At 44.9% G+C, this 21,495-nt stretch carries 21 protein-coding genes; 18 read left to right on the top strand and 3 right to left on the bottom strand.

The annotated features are described in order from the left end of the window. The first annotated feature begins 12 nt into the window (after positions 1-12). The 7 genes from flhF to BM293_RS07135 are packed head-to-tail and all read left to right on the top strand — an operon-like array spanning position 13 to position 6,392. On the top strand, positions 13-1,158 hold the full coding sequence (gene flhF, locus BM293_RS07165) for a flagellar biosynthesis protein FlhF (RefSeq protein WP_093448018.1): 1,146 nt from the start codon (positions 13-15) through the stop codon (positions 1,156-1,158). Further along, positions 1,151-2,050, top strand: a complete 900-nt coding sequence (locus tag BM293_RS07160) for a MinD/ParA family protein (RefSeq protein WP_093448016.1) — start codon at positions 1,151-1,153, stop codon at positions 2,048-2,050. The genes flhF and BM293_RS07160 overlap by 8 nt, the downstream gene beginning before the upstream one ends. A 26-nt stretch (positions 2,051-2,076) precedes the next feature. Beyond that, positions 2,077-2,802 carry an RNA polymerase sigma factor FliA gene (locus tag BM293_RS07155; RefSeq protein ID WP_093448015.1) on the top strand — a complete coding sequence of 242 codons (726 nt, stop codon included), beginning with the start codon at positions 2,077-2,079 and terminating at the stop codon, positions 2,800-2,802. 49 nt (positions 2,803-2,851) lie between these two features. Continuing rightward, entirely contained in the window at positions 2,852-3,247 is a 396-nt protein-coding gene (locus tag BM293_RS07150) for a chemotaxis response regulator CheY (RefSeq protein ID WP_200770627.1), read from the top strand. A 21-nt stretch (positions 3,248-3,268) separates the two neighbouring features. Continuing rightward, positions 3,269-3,724, top strand: a complete 456-nt coding sequence (locus BM293_RS07145; protein ID WP_093448012.1) for a protein phosphatase CheZ — start codon at positions 3,269-3,271, stop codon at positions 3,722-3,724. A 44-nt stretch (positions 3,725-3,768) separates the two neighbouring features. Beyond that, a complete protein-coding gene (locus tag BM293_RS07140; RefSeq protein ID WP_093448010.1) occupies positions 3,769-5,901 on the top strand; it encodes a chemotaxis protein CheA in 2,133 nt (710 codons plus the stop codon). A gap of 8 nt (positions 5,902-5,909) precedes the next feature. Beyond that, positions 5,910-6,392, top strand: a complete 483-nt coding sequence (locus BM293_RS07135; RefSeq protein ID WP_093448009.1) for a chemotaxis protein CheW — start codon at positions 5,910-5,912, stop codon at positions 6,390-6,392. Here the strand turns inward: BM293_RS07135 and queG are convergent. Further along, a complete protein-coding gene (gene queG / locus BM293_RS07130) occupies positions 6,358-7,560 on the bottom strand; it encodes a tRNA epoxyqueuosine(34) reductase QueG (RefSeq protein WP_093448007.1) in 1,203 nt (400 codons plus the stop codon). The two genes, BM293_RS07135 and queG, sit on opposite strands and share 35 nt — an antisense overlap. Here queG and tsaE point away from each other — a divergent pair. The 11 genes from tsaE (at position 7,552) to BM293_RS07075 (ending at position 19,333) form a co-directional block, all read left to right on the top strand. Further along, positions 7,552-8,055, top strand: a complete 504-nt coding sequence (tsaE, locus tag BM293_RS07125) for a tRNA (adenosine(37)-N6)-threonylcarbamoyltransferase complex ATPase subunit type 1 TsaE (RefSeq protein ID WP_093448006.1) — start codon at positions 7,552-7,554, stop codon at positions 8,053-8,055. The two genes, queG and tsaE, sit on opposite strands and share 9 nt — an antisense overlap. 101 nt (positions 8,056-8,156) lie before the next feature. After that, positions 8,157-9,818 carry an N-acetylmuramoyl-L-alanine amidase gene (locus BM293_RS07120; RefSeq protein ID WP_093448004.1) on the top strand — a complete coding sequence of 554 codons (1,662 nt, stop codon included), beginning with the start codon at positions 8,157-8,159 and terminating at the stop codon, positions 9,816-9,818. 72 nt (positions 9,819-9,890) lie between these two features. Next, entirely contained in the window at positions 9,891-11,735 is a 1,845-nt protein-coding gene (mutL, locus tag BM293_RS07115) for a DNA mismatch repair endonuclease MutL (protein WP_093448003.1), read from the top strand. Next, positions 11,735-12,715, top strand: coding sequence for a tRNA (adenosine(37)-N6)-dimethylallyltransferase MiaA (gene miaA, locus BM293_RS07110; RefSeq protein WP_093448001.1), 981 nt, complete (start codon positions 11,735-11,737; stop codon positions 12,713-12,715). Before mutL ends, miaA begins: the two co-directional genes overlap by 1 nt. 59 nt (positions 12,716-12,774) lie before the next feature. After that, a complete protein-coding gene (gene hfq / locus BM293_RS07105) occupies positions 12,775-13,047 on the top strand; it encodes an RNA chaperone Hfq (protein ID WP_093448000.1) in 273 nt (90 codons plus the stop codon). Positions 13,048-13,059: 12 nt separating this feature from the next. After that, positions 13,060-14,358 carry a ribosome rescue GTPase HflX gene (hflX, locus tag BM293_RS07100; protein ID WP_093447998.1) on the top strand — a complete coding sequence of 433 codons (1,299 nt, stop codon included), beginning with the start codon at positions 13,060-13,062 and terminating at the stop codon, positions 14,356-14,358. Between the two features lie 126 nt (positions 14,359-14,484). Further along, positions 14,485-15,720 (top strand): FtsH protease activity modulator HflK, encoded by a 1,236-nt coding sequence (gene hflK / locus BM293_RS07095; RefSeq protein WP_093447997.1) that lies wholly within the window; start codon positions 14,485-14,487, stop codon positions 15,718-15,720. Position 15,721: 1 nt separating this feature from the next. Further along, a complete protein-coding gene (gene hflC / locus BM293_RS07090; RefSeq protein WP_093447995.1) occupies positions 15,722-16,570 on the top strand; it encodes a protease modulator HflC in 849 nt (282 codons plus the stop codon). Between the two features lie 43 nt (positions 16,571-16,613). Then, positions 16,614-16,802: a DUF2065 domain-containing protein gene (locus BM293_RS07085; protein ID WP_093447994.1), complete on the top strand. Its 189-nt coding sequence runs from the start codon at positions 16,614-16,616 to the stop codon at positions 16,800-16,802. 23 nt (positions 16,803-16,825) lie between these two features. After that, positions 16,826-18,004: an ATP phosphoribosyltransferase regulatory subunit gene (locus BM293_RS07080; RefSeq protein ID WP_093447992.1), complete on the top strand. Its 1,179-nt coding sequence runs from the start codon at positions 16,826-16,828 to the stop codon at positions 18,002-18,004. 12 nt (positions 18,005-18,016) lie between these two features. Then, entirely contained in the window at positions 18,017-19,333 is a 1,317-nt protein-coding gene (locus BM293_RS07075) for an adenylosuccinate synthase (protein WP_093447991.1), read from the top strand. A 51-nt stretch (positions 19,334-19,384) separates the two neighbouring features. Here the strand turns inward: BM293_RS07075 and BM293_RS07070 are convergent, their stop codons facing one another. Together BM293_RS07070 and BM293_RS07065 are read right to left on the bottom strand one after the other, a co-directional pair. After that, positions 19,385-19,600 carry a SlyX family protein gene (locus BM293_RS07070; RefSeq protein WP_093447989.1) on the bottom strand — a complete coding sequence of 72 codons (216 nt, stop codon included), beginning with the start codon at positions 19,598-19,600 and terminating at the stop codon, positions 19,385-19,387. A 2-nt stretch (positions 19,601-19,602) separates the two neighbouring features. After that, the gene (locus BM293_RS07065) at positions 19,603-21,402 is read right to left on the bottom strand and encodes a M61 family metallopeptidase (RefSeq protein ID WP_234968938.1); all 1,800 of its coding nucleotides are present in this window, start codon (positions 21,400-21,402) and stop codon (positions 19,603-19,605) included. Between the last annotated feature and the right edge of the window lie 93 nt (positions 21,403-21,495).

The following is a 21,495-nucleotide window of genomic DNA, read 5'->3' as shown; positions in this document are numbered from 1 at the left end:
AAGGTGCGCAGGGTGAAAGTAAAACGTTTTACTGCAGACACAATGCGGCAAGCAATGGCAAAAGTGCGCCATGAGCTTGGTGATGATGCGATTATTTTGTCTTCTCGCCAGCTTGATCGTGGAGTAGAAGTGGTGGTTAACTTAGATGTTAAACCATCATCTACCGAGCGAGCCGATGCGGCATCAAGCTTGTTGCGCCCTGAGTTAGTTGCCATGAACCATCAACAAGACATGAACCGGATGGCTCAGGACATCCAAGCATTAAAAAGTTTGGTGGAACAGCAGTTGTCCAGTCTTGCATGGGGACAGGTTGCGCAGGCAAAGCCGGCAAAAATGCAGCTAATAAAGCGGTTAATGGCGATTGGTCTCAGTGTTGAATTATGTCAAAAGCTTGTCGCGGATTGTGAACAGGACGAAGACCAGGCCTGGTCATTTATTATGCAAGATATTGAAGCTATGATACCAACCATGTCTCAGGATGTTATTGAGCAAGGGGGCATCATTGCTTTGGTAGGACCCACAGGCGTTGGTAAAACTACCAGTATCGCCAAAATTGCAAGTCGCTTTGTTCTACGTTATGGTGCAAGTCATCTTGCGCTTATCACCACAGATTGCTATAAAATTGGCGCGCAAGAGCAGCTAAAAACCTTTGCTGATTTAATCGGTGTACCAGTCTATGTTGCTAACACGCAAGCGGAACTCAACATTTTACTTGACACCCTAACCAATAAGCGACTGATCCTGATTGATACAGCGGGCATGAGCCAACGTGATTTGCATTTGTCTCGCCAATTAACCGCGGGCCAATCAACGCAACGCTCACTGCGTAATTTGCTTGTTTTATCAGCCGCTACACAACTTAATGTTATGCGTGACATTGTGAAATCCTTTAGCCAGGTTACATTGCATGGCTGTATTCTGACTAAGCTTGATGAGGCACTTCAGTTGGGTCACGCAATTAATGTGTTAGTAGATACAGAGTTACCGCTAGCCTATACCTCAGTAGGGCAGCGAGTGCCAGAAGATCTGCAACGCTTGACTGCTCATGAGCTTGTAGATCGTGCCATGTTGTTGGGACAGCAAAATCTAGCACAAAATACGACTGATTATGATCAGTTACTCAAAATGGGTTGGGCGAAGGAGGTAGGCGGTGCTTAAAGACCAAGCTGCGGGTTTGCGTGCTATGAAAAGCCAGTTTAAGCAAACTGTTGCATCACCCAAAAAAACGCCTGATAGTGAAACGGGTGCAGATAATCTGGTGCGTGTTATCGCGGTCGCCAGTGGTAAAGGTGGCGTGGGCAAAACCAATGTCTCAGTTAATTTGGGTGTAGCCTTGTCCAAGCTAGGGCAGAAAGTGATGTTGATGGATGCAGACTTTAGCCTTGCTAATGTTGATATTATGTTAGGTTTAAATACCCCGTTTAACTTATCGCATGTCATTAATGGCGAAAAGACGTTGCGAGATATCTTACAATCTGGCCCATCAGGACTCAAAATCATTCCTGCATCCTCGGGGGTAAAACGCTTAGCCAATTTGTCGCCACAAGAAAATATGGGGCTGCTAAGAGAGTTTGAACGTCTTGGCTCGGACATGGATATACTGATAATTGATACTGCTGCAGGGATCGCGGATAGTGTTGTTACTTTTTGTCAAGCTGCAAACGATGTATTAGTGGTAGTATGTGATGAACCTGCATCAATTACTGATGCGTATGCGCTGGTGAAGGTATTAAGTAAAGACTATCAAGTACAAGACTTTAAACTTGTCGTAAATATGAGCCGGTCGCCGGCACAAAGTAAGCGCTTGTATGAAAAGTTTTCTCGAGTGTGCCAGCAGTACTTGGGTGTTTCGATAACATTTTTTGGGGCAATCCCGTTTGATCATGACTTACGTAGTGCTGTCCAAAAACAATCGCCCGTCATCTTGAGCTTTCCCGAGAGTGCTGCGGCAAAGTCATTTAGAGCAATGGCAGCAGGTCTTACAAATAAATCCGCTCACAAAAGTACCCATTATTTTGGACAGTTTGTGCGAAATATGTTGAAACTTTAAATTTATCAACCTTGATGAGAGTATAAATGAGTCAAACGCTTGCTTATCAACAAATTGCTAACCAACAACCCAATTGGCAAGAAGTTGAGCAACATATGCCACTGGTAAAAAAGATTGCTTTTCACTTGCGTGGAAGGTTGCCGAGTTCGGTGTTGGTAGATGACTTAATTCAAGCGGGTGTTGTAGGGTTACTTGAGGCGTTACAAAAATATTCACAGCAGCAAGGTGCTAGTTTTGAAACCTATGCGTCGATTAGAATTCGCGGTGCTATGATCGATGAAATGCGCCGCGGTGATTGGACACCACGATCAGTCCATCGTAAATCGCGAGAAATTAGTCGTGTGATTGCCGAACTTGAAAAGCAGTTGGGTCGCCATCCAAGTGATGATGATATTGCTGAAGCTTTGGGCACAACACTTGCTGAGTATCATCAAATGTTACGAGACACTCAGGGCGCATCTTTATTATCTATCGATGAACCGGATCATTTTGAGTTAGCAGAATCTCAAATACCGGACGAAAAAGATGAAAACCCACTGAGTATTTTGTCTCAAGATAAATTCAAGCATGCCCTTGCTAATTATATTGGACAACTTCCAGAAAAAGAGAAGCTAGTCATGGCTCTTTATTATGATGAAGAACTTAATTTAAAAGAGATTGGTGAAGTTTTAGGCGTGAGTGAATCTAGAGTGAGCCAGATTCATTCGTCTGCGATAAAAAGATTACGCTCAAAATTAATAGATTGGATGTGATTTAAATCTTAAACTATATAAAAGTTAATAACGATAGGTGCTGTTGATGATAAACCGTGATATGAAAATTCTAGTTGTTGATGACTTCTCAACTATGCGTAGAATTGTTAAGAATCTCCTGAAAGAACTAGGTTTTAGTCATTTTGATGAAGCTGATGACGGAGCGACTGCATGGCCAATGGTGCAAACAGGTAAATATGACTTTATTGTAAGTGACTGGAATATGCCTAAAATGACCGGTATTGACCTTTTGCGTCATGTTCGAGCCGACCCGAACTTAAAATCCACGCCATTTTTGCTGATCACCGCTGAAGCAAAACGCAGCCAAATTTTAGAAGCAGCACAAGCAGGCGTGGATGGTTATATTGTAAAACCTTTTACGGCGGCTACACTGAATGAAAAAATTGAAAAGATTTTTGAGCGAGTTGCTCAACGTTCAACTTAACCCAGTAATCGAGGGTCGTATATGAATGATGCTAACGCGCAAAACAATCAAAAATTTTGTGATGAGATGATAAGTCTATGGCGAGATCAGCTTGGTGATCAGCAATTACAGTGGCTTGAGGCTTATGATTATTTGTTTAACCGTAGTCAAGATGCGGCTAATGAAGTGCTTGAGGTTTGTGAGCAGCTGCAGAGCAGTTTAACCAAGGAAGATGCCATGCATTTGGCTATTCAAAAAATAATTCAAGCTCAAGAATTTGCTGACTTGCACGGACAGTTAATTAATCGATTAAAAGCAGAACTACTGGATCAGCACCAAAAAATGTCAGCGCTCCTAGGTGAGTTTAATATTGCAGAACGCGACGAAGGAAGCAATCTAGCTCATGGTGTAGGACCTAACATAACGCAGCGTAGTAAGAAAGACAGTGTGTCGTCACAGCAGGAAGCAGATGATTTACTTGCACAACTGGGACTATAGCAGCACTCTGCATCATTAATTAATACTGAAAAGGATTGTTGGCAGTGGATGAAGAAATATTACAAGACTTTTTAGTTGAGGCTGATGAATTATTGGTTCAGCTAGATGAGCAATTAATCTCTCTTGAAGCGGCTCCGCAAGACACTGACCTCTTGAATGCAATTTTTCGCGGTTTTCATACTATCAAAGGGGGTGCAGGGTTTTTGGGTGTGACCCCGTTGGTTAGCGTATGCCATCTTGCAGAAAACGTTTTTGATCGTATTCGTAACCAACAGATTGACTATGATCCAAGTGTTGCAGATGCTATTCTCAATGCATTTGATGTGGTACGCGACATGATCAGCGCGCTCCAGCAAGGAGAGCGTGAGTTAGAGGAACCGCCTGCCAGTTTACTCACGAGTCTTGAAGCTATTTATCGTGGTGATGTCTCTGAGTCAGCAGATGATAGTACAGGCTCGGAACCATCATCTACCGAGTCTGAAGCAAGTGATGCGGATCTGACCACGCTAGCATTGCCAGATGATTTAGATCCCGATGGTGACATAACCGACGATGAATTTGAAGCTTTACTTGCACAGCGTGATAACCTAGGCTCTGCCACAAAATCGAATGAACCGGCTTCATCTGTTAGCCTAGCGCTGCCAGAAGGTGTTGATCCTGATGGTGAAATAACCGACGACGAATTTGAAGCCCTGCTTGCACAACGTGATAGTCTTGACTCTGCCACAAAATCGAATGAATCCGCATCAGCCGTTAACCTAGCGCTTCCAGAAGGGGTTGACCCAGATGGAGAAATAACCGATGAAGAGTTTGAGGCGCTGCTGGCGCAACGTGATCAAACAGTTTTGGCTGCAGACAATTCCATGCCTACAACATCGGTTAAGCCCAAAGTTGATCAAACCGAACCACCTAACTCAGTCTCAAAGCCAGTCTCCAAGACTGCCCCGACAGTATCTAAGTCCGTTGCTAAAGCCGATACAGCGCCAAAACATAAACTAGCGCCAACGGCTGCAGCACCTGAATCCACTGTTAGGGTGGATACGCGTCGTCTTGACGAAATTATGAACCTTGTGGGCGAACTGGTGCTAGTAAGAAATAGACTTCTGACTATTCGAAGTCAGGATGCAGAGACCGAAGCCTTGGCCAATGCCGTATCTAATCTTGATCATGTTACAACCGATTTGCAAGCTGCGGTGATGAAGACGCGGATGCAGCCGGTTAAAAAAGTGTTTGGGCGTTTTCCACGTGTTGTTAGAGATTTGTCACGAAAACTAGGTAAGCAAATTGATCTTGAGCTGCGTGGTGAAGATACCGATCTCGATAAAAACCTCGTTGAGGCCTTATCAGACCCTTTAGTGCATTTGGTACGCAATTCGGTGGACCATGGTATTGAAATGCCGGAGGATAGAGCAAACCAGGGCAAGGATAAGACGGGAAAAATTATCTTGGCAGCGGAGCAAGAAGGTGACCATATCTTGTTGTCAATATTAGACGATGGCAAGGGAATGGATCCAGACCTTTTAAGGCGCAAAGCTGTTGAAAAAGGTTTAATGGATGAGTTAGCCGCACAACAGCTAGAAGATAGCAAGGCATTTATGCTGATTATGGCGGCAGGTTTTTCAACGGCCGAGCAGGTGAGTGATATTTCTGGTCGTGGTGTCGGTATGGATGTGGTTAAGAATATGATCACAAAATTGAACGGCAGTATTGAGATTGACTCTCGTTTAGGAGAGGGCACGCGTATTTTGATTCGTGTACCCTTAACGCTTGCTATTTTGCCAACCTTAATGGTGTCGTTTGATGGTGATAGTTACGCTATTCCGTTGACAAGTGTGCAGGAAATATTTGATTACAATGCTGATAACGTTAACTTTATTGATAATCGTAAAATGGTGCGCTTAAGAGATAAAAGCGTTCCCCTATTATTTTTGTCTAACTGGTTAAAACCTGATGCTATGGTAGATGATTTTACCGGTTACAAGGTTGTGATGGTGTCGTTTGGTAACCAGCGAGTAGGCTTCGTCGTTGAGCAGGTTAATGGCCAGGAAGAAGTGGTTATCAAGCCATTAGGGGTTAAATTATCTAATTTACAGGGTTATGCGGGTGCTACCATCACTGGTAATGGCAGTATTGCACTTATTTTAGATGTTCCAGGTGTGGTTGAACGATTTGAGTAGGTGTTCTAGTGAAAGAAGCAGATAGAGCAATGTTAGAGGATGCTGATTACGATGAAGATAACCGTCTTCACAATACAGTTCGTTTTGTGGTGTTCAGTCTTGAAGGCGAGCGATATGGTTTAACGGTTAGTCGTATCCGTGAGGTATTACGTGTGGGTGAGATTCGTGATGTGCCCGGATCAGCGGCGGAAGTATTGGGTGTGATTAATGTGCGTGGGATCATTATTACCGTGCTAAGTGCCAGGCGATTATTTCAATTACCAGATAAACCACATCAAGATCAGGCGCGAATCATTGTTGTCGAGCTTGACGAATCCCATGCAATTGGGCTACTGGTTGATCAAGTTCAAGAAGTACAAGATATTCCTGAACACTTGTTTGAACCTTTATCTAACTATAACAATAGCCGTGGCGCTAAAGGCATTTCAAGTATTGCGCATTATCGCGATCAAGTAATTATTCAGGTGGATTTAGAAAGTTTATTTGAGTGATTTTTCCAGTTGTTTTGGGTACATAATATTTTGCAGCGTGAACGGGCCGACCTATTGTGCTAGGAACGTTATCTTTGGTTAGTTTTTCTTTAACCTTTTGTTGTGCTAACGCCCAAAGGATATGTTCGTCGACCATCTCACTCACCATACCCAGTTTTTGCTTTAAAAGCGCAGTAACATTCGAATTATGAGGGGCGTTACCAAGTGCAATTGCTAAATTCCGTTGCCATTTTTCAAATCCTATTCGTCTGATAGCTGATCCCGCTGTTCTTGTTTCAAATTCATCTAAAGTCCAGTTAAATAGCTCAAGTAAAGTGGCTTGATCTAAATCATGGCGAACTTTAAAGTCTTGTTGTTGGTTTGCAGGTGTAAAGTGGTTCCAAGGGCACACTAGTTGGCAATCATCACACCCGTATATCCGATTCCCCATAAGGGGGCGTAATGACTCGTCAATTGAACCTGGGTGCTCGATTGTCAAATAGGAGATGCATCGGCGAGAGTCGATTACGCCATCAGCGACTATGGCTTGGGTAGGGCATTCTACTTTACAGGCCTGGCAACTACCACAACCGTCTTTAATTGGGTTGGTATTGGCAGGCAGGCAAAGATCGGTATAAAGTTCACCAATAAAAAACCAAGAGCCAGCTTTAGGGTGAATAAGAAGACTGTTTTTGCCAAGAAATCCCAGTCCAGCACGATAAGCAAGTTGTCTCTCTAGAACGGGAGCGGAGTCTACAAAACCTCGCAAAGCCGCCGTTGGCTGCAAAGTGAGAATAAACTCAGCGAGTTTTGCTAGCTTTTTGCGAAGCAACTTATGATAATCTCGTCCAAGTGCATAACGTGAGATATACGCATGCTGAGGTGATTGCAGTTGCTGAATGGGATGGTGTTGATCATACTCGAAGTAGGGCATCAATAGGCTAATTACACTTTGAGTGCCTGGAATAAGTTCCGAGGGGCGTGTTCTTTTTGTGCCATGTTTATCCATGTAGCTCATTGTGCCATGATACTTTAACCCTATCCAATTGAAATAGTCTGCCTCATAGGCACTTAGGTCAGTATCACTAATACCGCAATGACTAAAACCCAGCTCCAATGCTTGTTGGGAAATAAGTTGGGTCAATTCAACTAAATCGTTATCTTTAGACGAGGAGTATTCATGTTTCATAATGCCTATACTACCAAACAATGTTATCTTGCGGATAAAGATGCCACAGATTCATTTGCACAAAACTTGGCCGAATATTGGTTACAAAGCCCCGTGCATACTCGTCCAAAAGTTTGGTATTTACAAGGTGACTTGGGTGCAGGCAAGACGAGTTTTTCGCAAGCATTTATTCGTGGTTTGTTAAAAGATCCGACATTAAGAGTAAAAAGTCCCACCTATACGTTACTTGAAAGTTATGCAACGGAAGTCTGTTATGTGTTGCATGCTGACTTATATCGTCTTGTAGAAGCTGAAGAACTTGAGTATTTGGGTTTTCGAGATTTTGAGCAACAGGCTGATGTGATTTTACTGGAGTGGCCATCTAAGGCCGGGGGTTTGTTACCCGTGCCCGATATAATATTGGACTTAAGTATTCATGAAACTGGTCGTTATATATCATTGCAGTCAATAAAGATGCCAATGCAATTATGGTTAAGTGGTTTTAAGTTAAGCTAGTTTTTACTTTAAGTCTTGCTCACAACTTATTGTTGTTGTTGATTTTTGCATTAATTGTGGTCTATACTGATTCCAAGAACTAATCAGCAGGTGCTGTTACGATGTATGTCTTTAAATTAATACATATTAAACATAAGCTGGGTATAGCGCTCAAAGCGCTGCTGACGGGCTTTTTATTAATGACAAGCCAAGTTGTGATTGCCGCTGAGTTGAATAGTGTTCGTTTGGGTCAAACACCTGATCAAACACGGGTCGTGTTTGAAATGGCTAATACCGATGTTTATCGTGTTATGCATCTAGACAACCCACCTCGAATTGTCATCGATTTTCCCAATGCGAAAAGTAACATAAGTTTCAGAAATCAGCGTTTTCAGGATGTACGTTTATCGGGTATTCGCATGGCGACTGATGAACGACGTACACGCGTTGTGCTAGACCTGTCGGAAAATTATCAATACAAACATTTTGTTTTAGCCAAAACAGCGCAGCGTCCACAACGTCTAGTTGTTGACATCAGTCAGCGTGTTAGACAGGCGCCGCAGTTAGCAGAAACGCTTATCGCTCAGGCTCCTGAATCATCGCAAACAGCTGTGAAGCCATCACCAGCTCCGTCAGTAGCAAGGCAAGTCAAAGCCGATGAAAACCAAGTTGCACAGCCGGTGCCAGTTGCTACACAGCCAGCTGTACGTGAGTCGTTACAACACCATAATAGAGTTGGTAGGGAGTTTGTAGTTGCTATTGATCCGGGCCACGGTGGTAACGACGTAGGTGCTATTGGCCCAACGGGTGTATTTGAAAAAGATGTGGTGCTGGCTATTTCTAAATTACTCAAAGACGAGATTGATCGATTACCAGGAATGCGCGCGGTTTTAACCCGTGATCGCGATGTGTATGTGAGTCTTGATGAGCGAGCTCGTATTGCACGCCGTCACCAAGCTGATTTATTCGTTTCAGTTCATGCAGACGCCTATACAAGCCCACAACCCCGTGGCGGTTCGGTGTATGTATTATCACAGCGTGGCGCGTCCAGTGCCATGGCGCGAGCCATGGCTGAGCGTGAGAATGAAGCCCTTGGAATTGTAACCTTGGCAGGGCGTAATGAAGATGTAGCATTTGTTTTGAGTGATTTATCACGCGAGTCAAGTTTACAAGCAAGTCGGAAATTAGGGTCGCAAGTATTATCTTCTATGAGCGGTGGCGGATTGCACCTACATAAATCAACCGTTCAGGCTGCAAATTTTGCGGTACTGCGTTCAATTGATATGCCCTCAATCTTAGTAGAGGCCGCGTTTATTTCTAACCCAGAAGATGAAAGATTACTCGTTAATCCAAGATTTCAGCGCCAGTTTGCCCGTTCTTTAGCTGATGGATTGCAAACCTTTGTAAAAGAAACTGGCCATAAGCCAAACTGGGGTGAACCATTATTCGTCCGTCATTCTATTCAAAGAGGTGACAACCTTTCAACAATAGCGGCTACTTATGGTGTAACCACACGTGAGTTGATGCGATTAAATGGGTTGCGTAACCCAAATCAATTAGTTGTAGGTCGTAGCCTTCGGATACCTGTTACTGATGCAATGACAGTACAGTATCATCGCTCATATCAAGTGCAGTCTGGAGATACACTATCTCGCATTGCACAGCGTCATGGTGTGTCTATTAATGAAATTATGCAAATGAATAATTTGACCAATGCGAATCAGTTAAGAGTGGGTACAGAGTTGCGCATTCCTATTAGACAGCAATTATTAGCGGCTAACTAATCGCCTTTTAAACTGGTTGGTTGTTGATGATATTGTTAGAATAACGCTCTTTTTAATTCACACTATTATCCTATGACTGACCATCGCATTATTCAAATGCCTGATAATTTAGCTAATCAGATTGCGGCTGGCGAAGTGGTTGAACGCCCGGTATCTGTGGTAAAAGAACTGGTTGAAAATGCGTTGGATGCTGGGGCTACTCAAATAAATATATGGCTTGAGAATGCAGGCATAGAGCTGATTGAGGTACAAGATAATGGTCGGGGTATTTTAGCTGAAGATTTACCGCTCGCTGTAGAGCGACATGCCACAAGCAAAGTAAAAAGCTACCAAGACTTATCCTGTGTTGCCAGTTTGGGCTTTCGCGGTGAGGCTTTGGCCAGTATTGCATCAGTCAGTCAGTTTGGCATATCTAGTTATCATCAAAGTGAATCTCATGCTTGGTTATTACAAAATAACCATGACGGCAGCTGGAACGCTTTAACGCCAGTAGCAGCACCTATTGGTACGCGTATAAAAGTGGCTTCTCTATTTTACAATACACCAGCACGTCGAAAATTTCTTAAAACACCTCGCGCAGAATTCACCCAAATAGAAGACTATCTCAAGCGCAGTCTGCTCGTTAACCCTGGTGTTGGGGTCAGCCTTGTTCATAATGGTAAGCAAGTGTTTGATTTTGCGCCTGCTAGTGAGCGTGAGTTGTATCTAGTCCGACTAGCAGCCTTGTTAGGTGAAGCTTTTGTAGAGCAGTCCTTGCATATCAGGCAGTCTTTGCCCGGTGTAAGCCTTGAGGGCTGGGTGAGTCTGCCTACTTATCACCGCGGATTGGCCGACAAACAGTTTGTATTTGTCAATGGACGCATTGTACGCGACCGCCAATTATTGCAAGCAGTCAAGCTGGCTTATGCCGATGTGCTTTATCATGGACGTCATCCAGTATTTGTACTATTTATTAATGTGCCCTTTGATCAAGTGGACGTGAATGTGCATCCGGCTAAGTATGAAGTGCGTTTTCAACATGCCAGGCAGGTTTTTGATCATGTCCGGCGCGCAATTCGAGATGCCGTGATGCAGCCGCTTGTATCGGGTCATGAGGGCGCGACCAGGCCTGCAAGCGAGCATGCTAGTAACGAATTGTCCGATCAGTCATTGTTACCATCAACGCATTTACGCCAAGCACCCCTGGTTTTAGCTGCTGATCATGCAAATTCAACTCAAGACTTAGCTGGTGCCTTTGCTTTTCAGCAGCCCGATCAATCAAGCTATGCCATAGGGATACAGTCAAATAGTCCATCAGTTATTCAAGAGTCTAGTGAGCAGCAATCACTGGCGCCCAAGTTGGGTTTTGCCAAAGCGCAAATAAAAGGGGTGTTTATTTTGGCGGAAAATGCAGCAGGCCTGGTACTGGTGGATATGCATGCTGCCCATGAACGCATTGTCTATGAAGATTTAAAAGAGCAATGGCGCAAGCAACAGATTGTCTCGCAACCTTTGCTGGTGCCTTTAGTGCTGCATCTTTCATCTGCAGCCATCATGCACTGGGAGGCGAATGTGGCTTGGTGGCAAGGCTGGGGCTTTGAGTTTGAGCAGCTTGGACCAGAACAACTTCGTGTTATGGCCGTTCCCGCAGTGTTGCAGGGTTTAAATCTGATGGAGTTACTTGAAAAAGTCTTTGCAGATTGGCTGACCGAGCAACGACCTGAAACAATGCTAGAAGAAGAGTTTGCCGCGATCTTATCCCGACGTGCTTGTCATGGTTCGGTACGCGCTAATCGTCAACTAACCCTTGCGGAGATGAATCAACTGTTACGTGATATGGAGCGCACGCCTGCCTCTTCACAATGTAATCATGGTCGTCCAACTTGGGTGCAGCTCTCCGTAGAGCAGCTTGATCAATTATTTATGCGAGGTCGTTAATGTCAGAGCCGACCTGTAACTGGAATCAGTTTATCGAGCAGCCCACTGCTATAGCCATTATGGGGCCTACTGCTAGTGGCAAGACTGCTCTAGCTTTAGCGCTCGCCAAGTATTTGCCTATCGAAATTATCAATGTAGATTCAGTGCTGATTTATCGTGATCTAAACATCGGCGCAGCCAAGCCGACGGATACGGAGTTAGCCACAGTACCGCATCACTTGATTAATTTCTTGGGGCAGGCGCAAAGCTATTCCGTGGCTGAATTTGTAACGGACGCACAGCGCATTGCTACAGAGATTTTTGCACGCGGTAAGATTCCTGTCCTTGTGGGCGGGACGATGATGTACTTTAATGCCTTGACGCAAGGGTTGTCGGATTTACCAACGGCCGATGCTGATATACGCGCTAGGTTGCAGGCTGAATTTGAGCAAAATCCAGCAGCGCTGCATGCCAAATTACGGAAAGTTGACCCTCAAGCGGCGGCGCGGATTAATCAAGCTGACCAGCAACGGTTGATTCGTGCATTAGAAGTTTATGAAGTCAGTGGTAAGAGTTTAAGTAGTTTGCAACATAGTCGCTCGACGCCATGGACCTACCCATTACTTAAGGTTGCATTGATGCCTGTATCACGTCAAGCCTTGCATATCAAAATCGCGCAGCGGTTACAGGGCATGTTTGCAGCAGGCCTGGTGGAAGAGGTGGCTTCACTGGCGCAGCAGCCAGAACACAACCCAGAAAGTCCAGCCATGCGCAGTGTCGGTTATCGTCAGGTGCTGGAGTTTTTTGCCGGTCACTACCCTGAAGACGTGTTATATGATAAGGCGTTAGTGGCAACTCGGCAGTTGGCTAAACGCCAGATAACCTGGTTGCGTAAAGAGACCGATGCTGTCATTTTGGATCCCTATGCCCATAGCCCTGAACAGCTGATCACGCGGGTGCTTCAAGAGGTGGCTCGAAAATGTAAAGATATGGCTGAATAGTTGTGATATGCTTTTTGGGTTAAAAAAATAATACCATTTACAATAATAAGGATAGCAAAATGGACAAGCTAAAACCGGCAAAGGCCGTTCCGATTCAAGACCCCTATTTAAACGCCCTGCGTAAAGAACGTATTAACGTGTCTATTTATCTGGTTAACGGTGTCAAGCTACAGGGTCGTATTGACTCGTTTGATCAGTTTGTGGTGTTGTTGCGTAGCAATGTCACGCAAATGGTTTATAAACACGCCATTTCTACTATTGTGCCAATGCGTGACCCGAAAGCCTATGATTTCGCTACTCAAAACGACTCTGACAAAGCCGACGCGGAATAACCACCCTTTAGTATGGAATTATTTGGGCGCTTAGAGCGTAAACAGCTTGATGTAGCAGTGCTGGTTCATGTCGATTTTGAAGATGAAACTTGTCGAGAAGAGTTAACTGAGTTTTTAGAACTAGTCGAATCGGCAGGCGCAGAGCAGGCCGAGTTAATCAAAACCAAGCGCGATCGTCCAGACGCTAAACTATTTATTGGTTCAGGCAAGTTAGATGAAGTCGCGGCAGCGGTGGCATTACACCAAGCCGATGTGGTGATTTTTAACCATGCATTAAGTCCGGGACAAGAACGTAATATAGAACGTGTGGTTAAAGCCCGCGTGATTGACCGAGTAGGGTTGATCCTGGATATCTTTGCACAGCGTGCGCGTTCTCATGAAGGTAAGTTGCAAGTTGAGTTGGCGCAGTTACGCCACATGTCCACGCGTCTGGTGCGTGGTTGGACTCACTTGGAGCGTCAGAAGGGCGGTATTGGGTTGCGTGGTCCGGGTGAGACACAGCTTGAGTCAGATAAACGTCTGTTGCAGGAGCGCATCAAGCATTTATTAAAACGTATTGATAAAGTTCGCAAACAACGGGCGTTAGGTAGGCAGTCTCGTCAACGCTCTGACCATCCTACTATTACGCTTGTTGGTTATACTAATGCGGGTAAATCAACACTGTTTAACCAACTTACATCGGCAGATGTGTATGCTGAGGATAGATTGTTTGCTACTTTGGATGCGACACTACGGAGTGTACACCTTCCGGGTGGTGGTCAAGCTATTATGGCCGATACAGTCGGGTTTATTCGACATATTCCTCATGATCTTGTTACGGCATTTCGATCCACCTTGGAAGAAACCAGTGAAGCTGATTTATTGATCCATTTGGTTGATGCAGCTGACCCACTTCGAGATGACAAGATAGCGCAAGTACAACAGGTCATAACAGAAGTGGGTGCGGATGAAGTCCCTCAGCTCCTTGTTTATAACAAGATTGATCTATTGCAACCCGCCTTGGAACCCCGTGTCGATTATGATGAATCGGGATACCCTGCTAGAGTATGGATATCGGCTCAAAACGATCTTGGTATATCGGCACTTAAAGACGCCCTAGCCAGTTTTTTTAAAGGTCAGTTTGTTAGAATGCACATCAAGCTAGGTGCAGAAGCAGGTCGCCGTCGAGCACAACTTTATGCTTTAGGTAAAGTAGAGCAAGAAGCGTGTGACGAGGATGGCACAATTGGTATGCAGGTGTACTTAACTGAACAGCAATATCATCAAGTTAGCAAATGGCCTGAGTGCCAATATATTGAAAAATTGCAGTAAGCTGCCCGTGTTAGACTAGCTATGAACTACAATTAATGCGATTATCCGCAATGAATATAAGTTAATGGATGACAACTCAGCCTTATAACCCTAAAATATAGCATCCCAAAATGACTGGAGAACAAAATGGCATGGAATGAACCCGGAAAGCCCGGACAGGACCCTTGGGGAAATCCTGGTAAAGGCTCTGGCAATAACAATGAGCCACCTAAACGACCACAGCGCAAATCAGATCAAGAACTTGATGAGTTGTTAAAAAAAGCGCAGCAAATGTTTAGCGGTGGCGGCGGAAACTTTAGTGGTGGTCTTACCGGTAAACATATTAGTGTTGCCTTTTTGGTTTTACTCGTAATTTGGTTATTATCGGGTGTTTACATCGTTGATACCGCCGAAAGAGGTGTCGTAAAACGTTTTGGTTCGTATGTAACAGAAACGGGCCCAGGACCTCATTGGCATATTCCATTTCCTGTTGAGTCGGTCACTAAAGTTAACGTAGATCGTATTCGTACCACTGAAATTGGCTATCGAACGGATGATCAAAATCGCACAGGCAGCATCCTATCAGAAGCATTAATGCTTACACGTGATGAAAATATCGTCGATGTGCGTATTGCGGTGCAATATCGTATTCAATCAGCGCCTGATTACTTATTCAATGTCCGTGATCCAGACACCACCTTACGGGCCGCTTCTGAAAGTGCGTTGCGTGAGATTGTTGGCCGTAACTCGCTGGATTTTGTATTGACCCAAGGTCGTACTGAAGTGGTAGCACTGGTACGTGAGCTTACTCAGCGTAACCTGGATCAATACGAAGCAGGTTTGTTTATTACGTCTGTGAACCTACAGGATGCACAGCCACCAGAGCAAGTTCAATCAGCATTTGCTGATGTTGTTAGGGCTCGTGAGGACCGTGAGCGTTTGATTAACGAAGCAGAAGCATATGCCAACCAGGTTATTCCAGAAGCGCGTGGTCAAGCAGCACGTATCGTTGAAGAAGCACGCGCATATCGCGACCAAGTCGTGGCCAGAGCAGAGGGTCAAGCATCACGTTTTGTGAGTGTTGTTACCGAGTATCAAAACGCGCCTGAAATCATGCGCGAACGTCTATATATTGAAGCCATGACCAATGTTCTAAACAATACGTCTAAAGTGTTTATGGGTGTTGAGAATGGTAACAATATGATGTTTCTACCCTTAGATAAGATGATGGGCGGTGCCGCTTCAGCTGGAAGTGTGCCATTTGCACCCATACAGCCGGCAGCAGGTTCTACGGCTAGTTCATCCAATCAAACGAATACAGCAAGTTCGCGTCAGGCGGAAAGCAATGTTCGTGACTTTTTAAGAAACAGGGAGTTACGTTAAGATGAAAGCGATTTTAGGACTTGGTATCGCAGCAGTACTCTTCATCGGCAGTAATTCGTTATTTGTTGTGCAAGAGTCGGAAACCGGCGTCGTGTTCCGCTTAGGTGAAATTGTCAGATCTGACCTTCAACCTGGCTTACACGTTAAGATGCCATTTGTAAACAATGTAAGAACCTACGATCAGCGTATTCAAACTTTAGATGCGACGCCAGAGCGTTATTTGACGGGTGAGTTAAAGAACCTTGAAGTAGATTCATACATCAAGTGGCGTGTGACGAGTGCGGAACGCTTCTACACTGCAATGGGTGGCGACTTCACCTTAGCGAATCAACGTTTGTCTCAAATTATTAAAGATGGTTTACGCTCACAGTTTGGTTCACGTACGGTTGAAGATATTGTTTCAGGTGAACGTGTTGCCATTGCTGACAACATTACTCGCCAAGCTAACAGAGAAGCTATCCAATTTGGTATCGAGGTGGTCGATGTGCGTTTGAAGCGTATTGACTTACCTCGCGACATTAGTGAATCAGTATTCCGTCGTATGGAAGCAGAACGTCAACGTGTGGCGGCCGACCTTCGCTCTTTGGGTGGCGAATCAGCTGAACGTATTCGTGCTGATGCAGACCGTCAACGCACAGTATTACTAGCAGAGGCCTTCCGAGAAGCAGAGCAAACGCGAGGTGAAGGGGATGCCATTGCTGCTTCTATATATGCAGAAGCCTATGGTATTGATCCTGAGTTCTACTCTTTCTATCAGAGTTTGAATGCCTACCAAGAGTCATTCTCGTCTAAAAGCGACATGATAGTGTTAGATCCTAACTTGGATTTCTTTAAACACTTAACACGTTAATCAAGAAGGTGGGCTAGCCCACCTTTTTTTTGGATACCTCAAGATGTTAGCCACCGCCTTAATAACAGCTTTTGCATTAGTGTTAATAATTGAAGGTTTGTTACCTTTGTTATTTCCAAAATTATGGCGAAGAATGGTTCTAAGTGCGGCTAATTTACCACTTAATCATCTCCGTATGACAGGCTTGGCACTTGTTCTAATTGGCCTGGCTATGTTAATGCTGTGGGGTTAAATTTTTAATATAAGATGAAAGTTATGCAACAAAATATATGGTTAACCCCAGAGGGGATTGAAGACCTTCTTCCGCCACAAGCGGCACGATTAGAATTCTATCGTCGTCATTTAGTGGACACATTTACCTCAGCCGGTTACGACTTGGTTCTGCCGCCTGTGGCCGAATTTACAGACTCTTTGTTAACAGGTACTGGACGAAAACTGGCACTGGATACGTGTCGTTTCACTGATAACGAGAGTGGTCGGATGATGGGGGTGCGTGCAGACATGACACCGCAAGTAGCCCGTATTGTGAGTAATAGACTTAAGCCAAGTGCTAATGCAATTACACGTTTGTGCTATGTCGGTGAGGTTTTAAAATCACGTAATAATAAAGCCAAAGGTTCGAGAAGCCCGATACAAGTCGGTGCAGAATTATTTGGTCATCAGGGTATTGCCAGTGATATCGAGATGATTGACTTGATGCTCTCGGGATCACAAGCACTTGGTTTTTCAAATGTATCATTAAGTTTAGGTCATGTTGGTATTGTGCAACGTTTAATGAACCTAGCCCAATTAGATACGAGCAATCAAAATGAATTGGTTGATATTCTAAAACGCAAAGCGCTACCTGAATACCAGGCCTGGTTAGACAAGCAAGCGTTTTCAGCTTCCCTTACATTGGCTTTTGCCAGCTTAATTACCTTTACGGGTGAGGCGACTGATGTACTAACTGCGGCAAGTCAATCATTACTTGGACTTGATGCTGAATTAGATCAGTGTTTGCAAGACTTGAATTTAGTGGTGGATTACTTTGTTGGCCTAAAAGGGATTGACATTCATTTAGACTTGGCAGATTTACGTGGTTTTCAATATCACACGGGCTTAATATTCGCATGCTATCAAGCTAATGTAAGTTCGATACTTATTGCTAAAGGCGGTCGCTATGATCGTGTATGTTCTGCTTTTGGCGCTGATTATCCAGCGACTGGCTTCAGTATTGATTTACGTAATCTAATAGATAGTCTTGCAGATCAGTCTGTTACGGATACACCTGTCTATGCGATTTTTGAAGCCTCTGAATCATGGCTAGAACAGGTTAATGAATTAAAAATATCGGGTAAACGTGTGATCCGTGCTTATCAGATAGCTGACATCCCCGCAGGTGCGCAACAATTGCTCAACCAAGATGGTCAGTGGGTTATTAAGATTAAAGAGTAGAAGATTAAATACATGAGCAAACGTAATCTAGTGGTAGTAGGCACCCAATGGGGCGACGAGGGTAAGGGCAAGATCGTGGATCTTTTAACGGATCGGGTTGCTGCGGTGGTACGATTCCAAGGTGGACATAATGCAGGCCATACGCTTGTTATTGATGGTCAGAAAACGGTATTACATCTTATTCCTTCCGGCATCCTTCGTGAGCACGTGGATTGTCTGATTGGCAACGGTGTGGTACTGGCGCCAGATGCGCTTCAAAAAGAAGTAGCAGAGCTCGAAGGTAATGGTCTTAATGTTCGCAATCGTCTAAAAGTAAGTGATGCTTGTCCTTTAATTCTTGATTATCATGTTGCGATTGATCAGGCACGAGAGCGTGCGAGGGGCAATCAAGCGATTGGTACAACGGGGCGTGGTATTGGGCCGGCTTATGAAGATAAGGTTGCTCGTCGCGGCTTACGTGCCGGTGATTTGAAAGACATGACCAAATTCAAGCAACTGTTAGCGGAAACGGTTGCTTATCACAATTTTATGTTAACTGAGTATTTTAAAGTTGAAGCGGTTGACTTTGATCATTTATGGCAAAAATGCCAAAGCTATGCCGCCTTGATTGTACCGATGCTAGCAGATGTGCCTGCCGTGATTGCTGAACTCAATGCAAAAGGTCAAAATATTTTATTTGAAGGTGCGCAAGGCACTTTATTAGATATAGATCACGGCACCTATCCTTATGTAACCTCGTCTAATACCACGGCAGGTGGTGCGGCGTCAGGTGCAGGCATTGGCCCGACGGCATTGGATTATGTGCTTGGGATTACTAAAGCTTATGCAACGCGTGTCGGGGGTGGGCCCTTCCCAACAGAGTTAGTTTATTCAGTTGAAGACGATAAAGGCGATGCGATTGGTAAGGAGTTGGGGCAACGTGGTTTTGAATTCGGTGCGACAACGGGTCGTCAGCGCCGCTGTGGCTGGTTTGATGCGGTCGCCTTGCGCCGTTCCGCACAAATTAATGGTTTAACCGGGATATGTTTAACCAAGCTTGATGTGATGGATGAGTTACAAGAAATAAAGGTTTGTACCGCTTATCGTTATCAAGGTCAACGGCTCGATCTACCGCCAGCAAGTGCCGATGAGTATGCGCAGTGTGAACCGGTCTATGAGACCATGCCAGGTTGGCAGTCATCAACAGTGGGGATTGCTAGCTGGGAAGCCTTGCCCGAGCAGGCTAAGCACTACATTCGCTTCCTAGAGCAGGCGGTAGGGGTGCCGGTGACCATTTTATCAACCGGACCTGACCGTGCAGAAACCTTGATTTTGGAAGAAATTTTTTAAGTTATTCCGTCAACTCACGCTTTCTTGATGATGAGCTGAAACCCCGCTTCTTCAGTAATGAGGGGGTGGGGTTTCTTCGTTTAGGGCCTTAATTTGAGGCTCTTTAAGAGATTTGAGGTAGTCGGTGAGCAAGTTTAACTGTCGCTCTAAGTGTTGAATTTGGCGCTGCTGAATTTGTAAAGTTTGTTGGGTGGCCTGCAAGGTGTCATCTTGGTAAGCCACCAACATTTCTAATTCATTTACTCGTTCAATTAACGGGCTATCCATCACTATTTCTCCGGCCAGTTACATGGCGTTGTTGGGCTAAGTACTACACGGTCAGCGGGTGGTATATCTAATGTGATTTCTGTCTGACCAAGCTCATCACGCCTAAAATAGTGGCAGGTCAAACGATCGCCGACAGGACGACGTTGTAAATAGGCCTCTAGTTGGCTGGCATTGTTCATGCGGATCCCATCAAGGGCAATGATTTCATCACCACCACTTAACCCGGCACGATGGGCTGGACGCTCATGCCACACATGGGTCAGCTTAACGCTGTTGTTGGTGCTGTTCACTAAATTGGCGCCTAAGTTTAAATAGGGTTTGGTACCTGCTTCAGTGGCTTTATCATGCGGACCGCCCAAATCCTGGCTCGCGTAGGGTGGGCGCAAGGAAAAATTAACACCAACTTGAGCAAATAATTGTTCAAGCGGTAGGTCCTCTGTGGCATAAAGTGCCTGATTAAAGAATTCGTTGAGATCACTACCTGCGAGTTGACTTGCTAGTTGTTCAATCGTGTGTTCAGTCAACCCCTGCTCTGTTATGCCGTAGTCTTGCCACAACAGTCGCATTAGATCATCTAGGTTTTTTTGTCCTTTCGTGCGAATGCGCAGGGTTAAATCAAGCGCAATAACCGCTAGGGCCCCTTTGGTGTAGTAACTAATAATCGCATTGGGGGCATTTTCATCTTGTTGATAGAATTTAGTCCAGGCCTGCTTACTCGCGTCGGCCAGGCTTTGCTGAAAGCGTCCTGGCATTCGATAAACACGAGTTAACTGTTCTGCGAGTTTATTAAGGTAGGTTGGATGATCTATCGTGCCTGCCCGATACAAAAATAACAGGTCGTAGTAAGAGGTCGCCCCCTCAAACCACCAAAGCAATTGCGTAGTCGCAGGGCTCTGCAAATCACTTTGTTGTAACCGTGCCGGTTGAATACGTTTAACATTCCAGCTGTGGAAATATTCGTGTGAGCAAAGTTCTAAAAATTGTTGGTATTTATCACTGGGTTCGCCCATGCCTTGATAGGGTAGACTATCGCGCGAACACATTAAAGCCGTAGAACTGCGATGTTCTAAGCCACCGTAACCATTACCGGTTACCATCACCATAAAAATATAGCGCTCAAAGGGAGCGGGCTGGCCAAAAAAAGCTAATTGGGCGGCACAAATCGGGGCTAAGTCCGCGGCAATCCTATCCAAATCGGCATCATGCACACCGGTTAAAACCATCCGGTGTTCAATTCCGCCCGCTTCAAAACGCAGCTCAGCAAATTTGGCCATTTCAATGGGGTGGTCAATCAGCTCGGCATAGTTTGCAGCCTGATAGCGCCCAAATCCCTGTTGATTAACCGCTAGCGCTGGCAAGGTGGTCGCCACTGACCAGGCCTGATGCTGTGCCCACTCATCAGCAAGAAGGTCCAAGGTTTGTGGTTGCTGGCTTTGACCAACCACTTCTAAAAAACAACTGGTGCCATTTAAAAAAGCGTGTTGTTGATCATAATGTGCGCCCCGGACTGACAAGTCCCAAGCATAGACTTCATAATGAACTTTGATGCTGCCATGATGCGGTGCCACTTGCCAATGGCTCGGATCGACCACGCTAACCTTCAAGGCCTCACCATCAAATGTGGTCGCGCGCACATTAATAATGTGTTTACTAAAATCGCGAATCATGTAACTGCCGGGAATCCACTTGGGCAACCGAAGCAATTGGCCAACTGGATCGGGTTGTTCAATAATTAAGGTGATGGCAAAACGGTGTGAGCGGTAGTCGTGCAGGGTTAGTTGGTAGTGGAGTGGGTTCATCATTATCCTAGAGTATTACAAAAGTTACGTTTATCTAATGAACGTTATTATGCCTTAAAGCGCAGATAACTTGCTAATTCTGCCGGTTATCCCGCA

The sequence above is a fragment of the Thiomicrospira sp. ALE5 genome, from assembly GCF_900112445.1.
Classification (GTDB): Bacteria; Pseudomonadota; Gammaproteobacteria; order Thiomicrospirales; family Thiomicrospiraceae; genus Thiomicrospira.
This window is presented reverse-complemented; position numbering and strand designations above follow the sequence as displayed.

What these genes read in the sequence shown, in the direction of transcription:
- BM293_RS07145 (WP_093448012.1), top strand. Translation starts at nt 3,269, where the DNA reads ATGAATGATGCTAACGCGCAAAACAATCAAAAATTTTGTGATGAGATG.
- mutL (WP_093448003.1), top strand. Translation starts at nt 9,891, where the DNA reads ATGACTGACCATCGCATTATTCAAATGCCTGATAATTTAGCTAATCAG.
- BM293_RS07065 (WP_234968938.1), bottom strand. Translation starts at nt 21,402, where the DNA reads ATGATGAACCCACTCCACTACCAACTAACCCTGCACGACTACCGCTCA.
- BM293_RS07070 (WP_093447989.1), bottom strand. Translation starts at nt 19,600, where the DNA reads ATGGATAGCCCGTTAATTGAACGAGTAAATGAATTAGAAATGTTGGTG.
- hflC (WP_093447995.1), top strand. Translation starts at nt 15,722, where the DNA reads ATGAAAGCGATTTTAGGACTTGGTATCGCAGCAGTACTCTTCATCGGC.
- miaA (WP_093448001.1), top strand. Translation starts at nt 11,735, where the DNA reads ATGTCAGAGCCGACCTGTAACTGGAATCAGTTTATCGAGCAGCCCACT.
- hflX (WP_093447998.1), top strand. Translation starts at nt 13,060, where the DNA reads ATGGAATTATTTGGGCGCTTAGAGCGTAAACAGCTTGATGTAGCAGTG.
- BM293_RS07085 (WP_093447994.1), top strand. Translation starts at nt 16,614, where the DNA reads ATGTTAGCCACCGCCTTAATAACAGCTTTTGCATTAGTGTTAATAATT.
- hflK (WP_093447997.1), top strand. Translation starts at nt 14,485, where the DNA reads ATGGCATGGAATGAACCCGGAAAGCCCGGACAGGACCCTTGGGGAAAT.
- hfq (WP_093448000.1), top strand. Translation starts at nt 12,775, where the DNA reads ATGGACAAGCTAAAACCGGCAAAGGCCGTTCCGATTCAAGACCCCTAT.
- queG (WP_093448007.1), bottom strand. Translation starts at nt 7,560, where the DNA reads ATGAAACATGAATACTCCTCGTCTAAAGATAACGATTTAGTTGAATTG.
- BM293_RS07120 (WP_093448004.1), top strand. Translation starts at nt 8,157, where the DNA reads ATGTATGTCTTTAAATTAATACATATTAAACATAAGCTGGGTATAGCG.
- BM293_RS07155 (WP_093448015.1), top strand. Translation starts at nt 2,077, where the DNA reads ATGAGTCAAACGCTTGCTTATCAACAAATTGCTAACCAACAACCCAAT.
- tsaE (WP_093448006.1), top strand. Translation starts at nt 7,552, where the DNA reads ATGTTTCATAATGCCTATACTACCAAACAATGTTATCTTGCGGATAAA.
- BM293_RS07075 (WP_093447991.1), top strand. Translation starts at nt 18,017, where the DNA reads ATGAGCAAACGTAATCTAGTGGTAGTAGGCACCCAATGGGGCGACGAG.
- BM293_RS07080 (WP_093447992.1), top strand. Translation starts at nt 16,826, where the DNA reads ATGCAACAAAATATATGGTTAACCCCAGAGGGGATTGAAGACCTTCTT.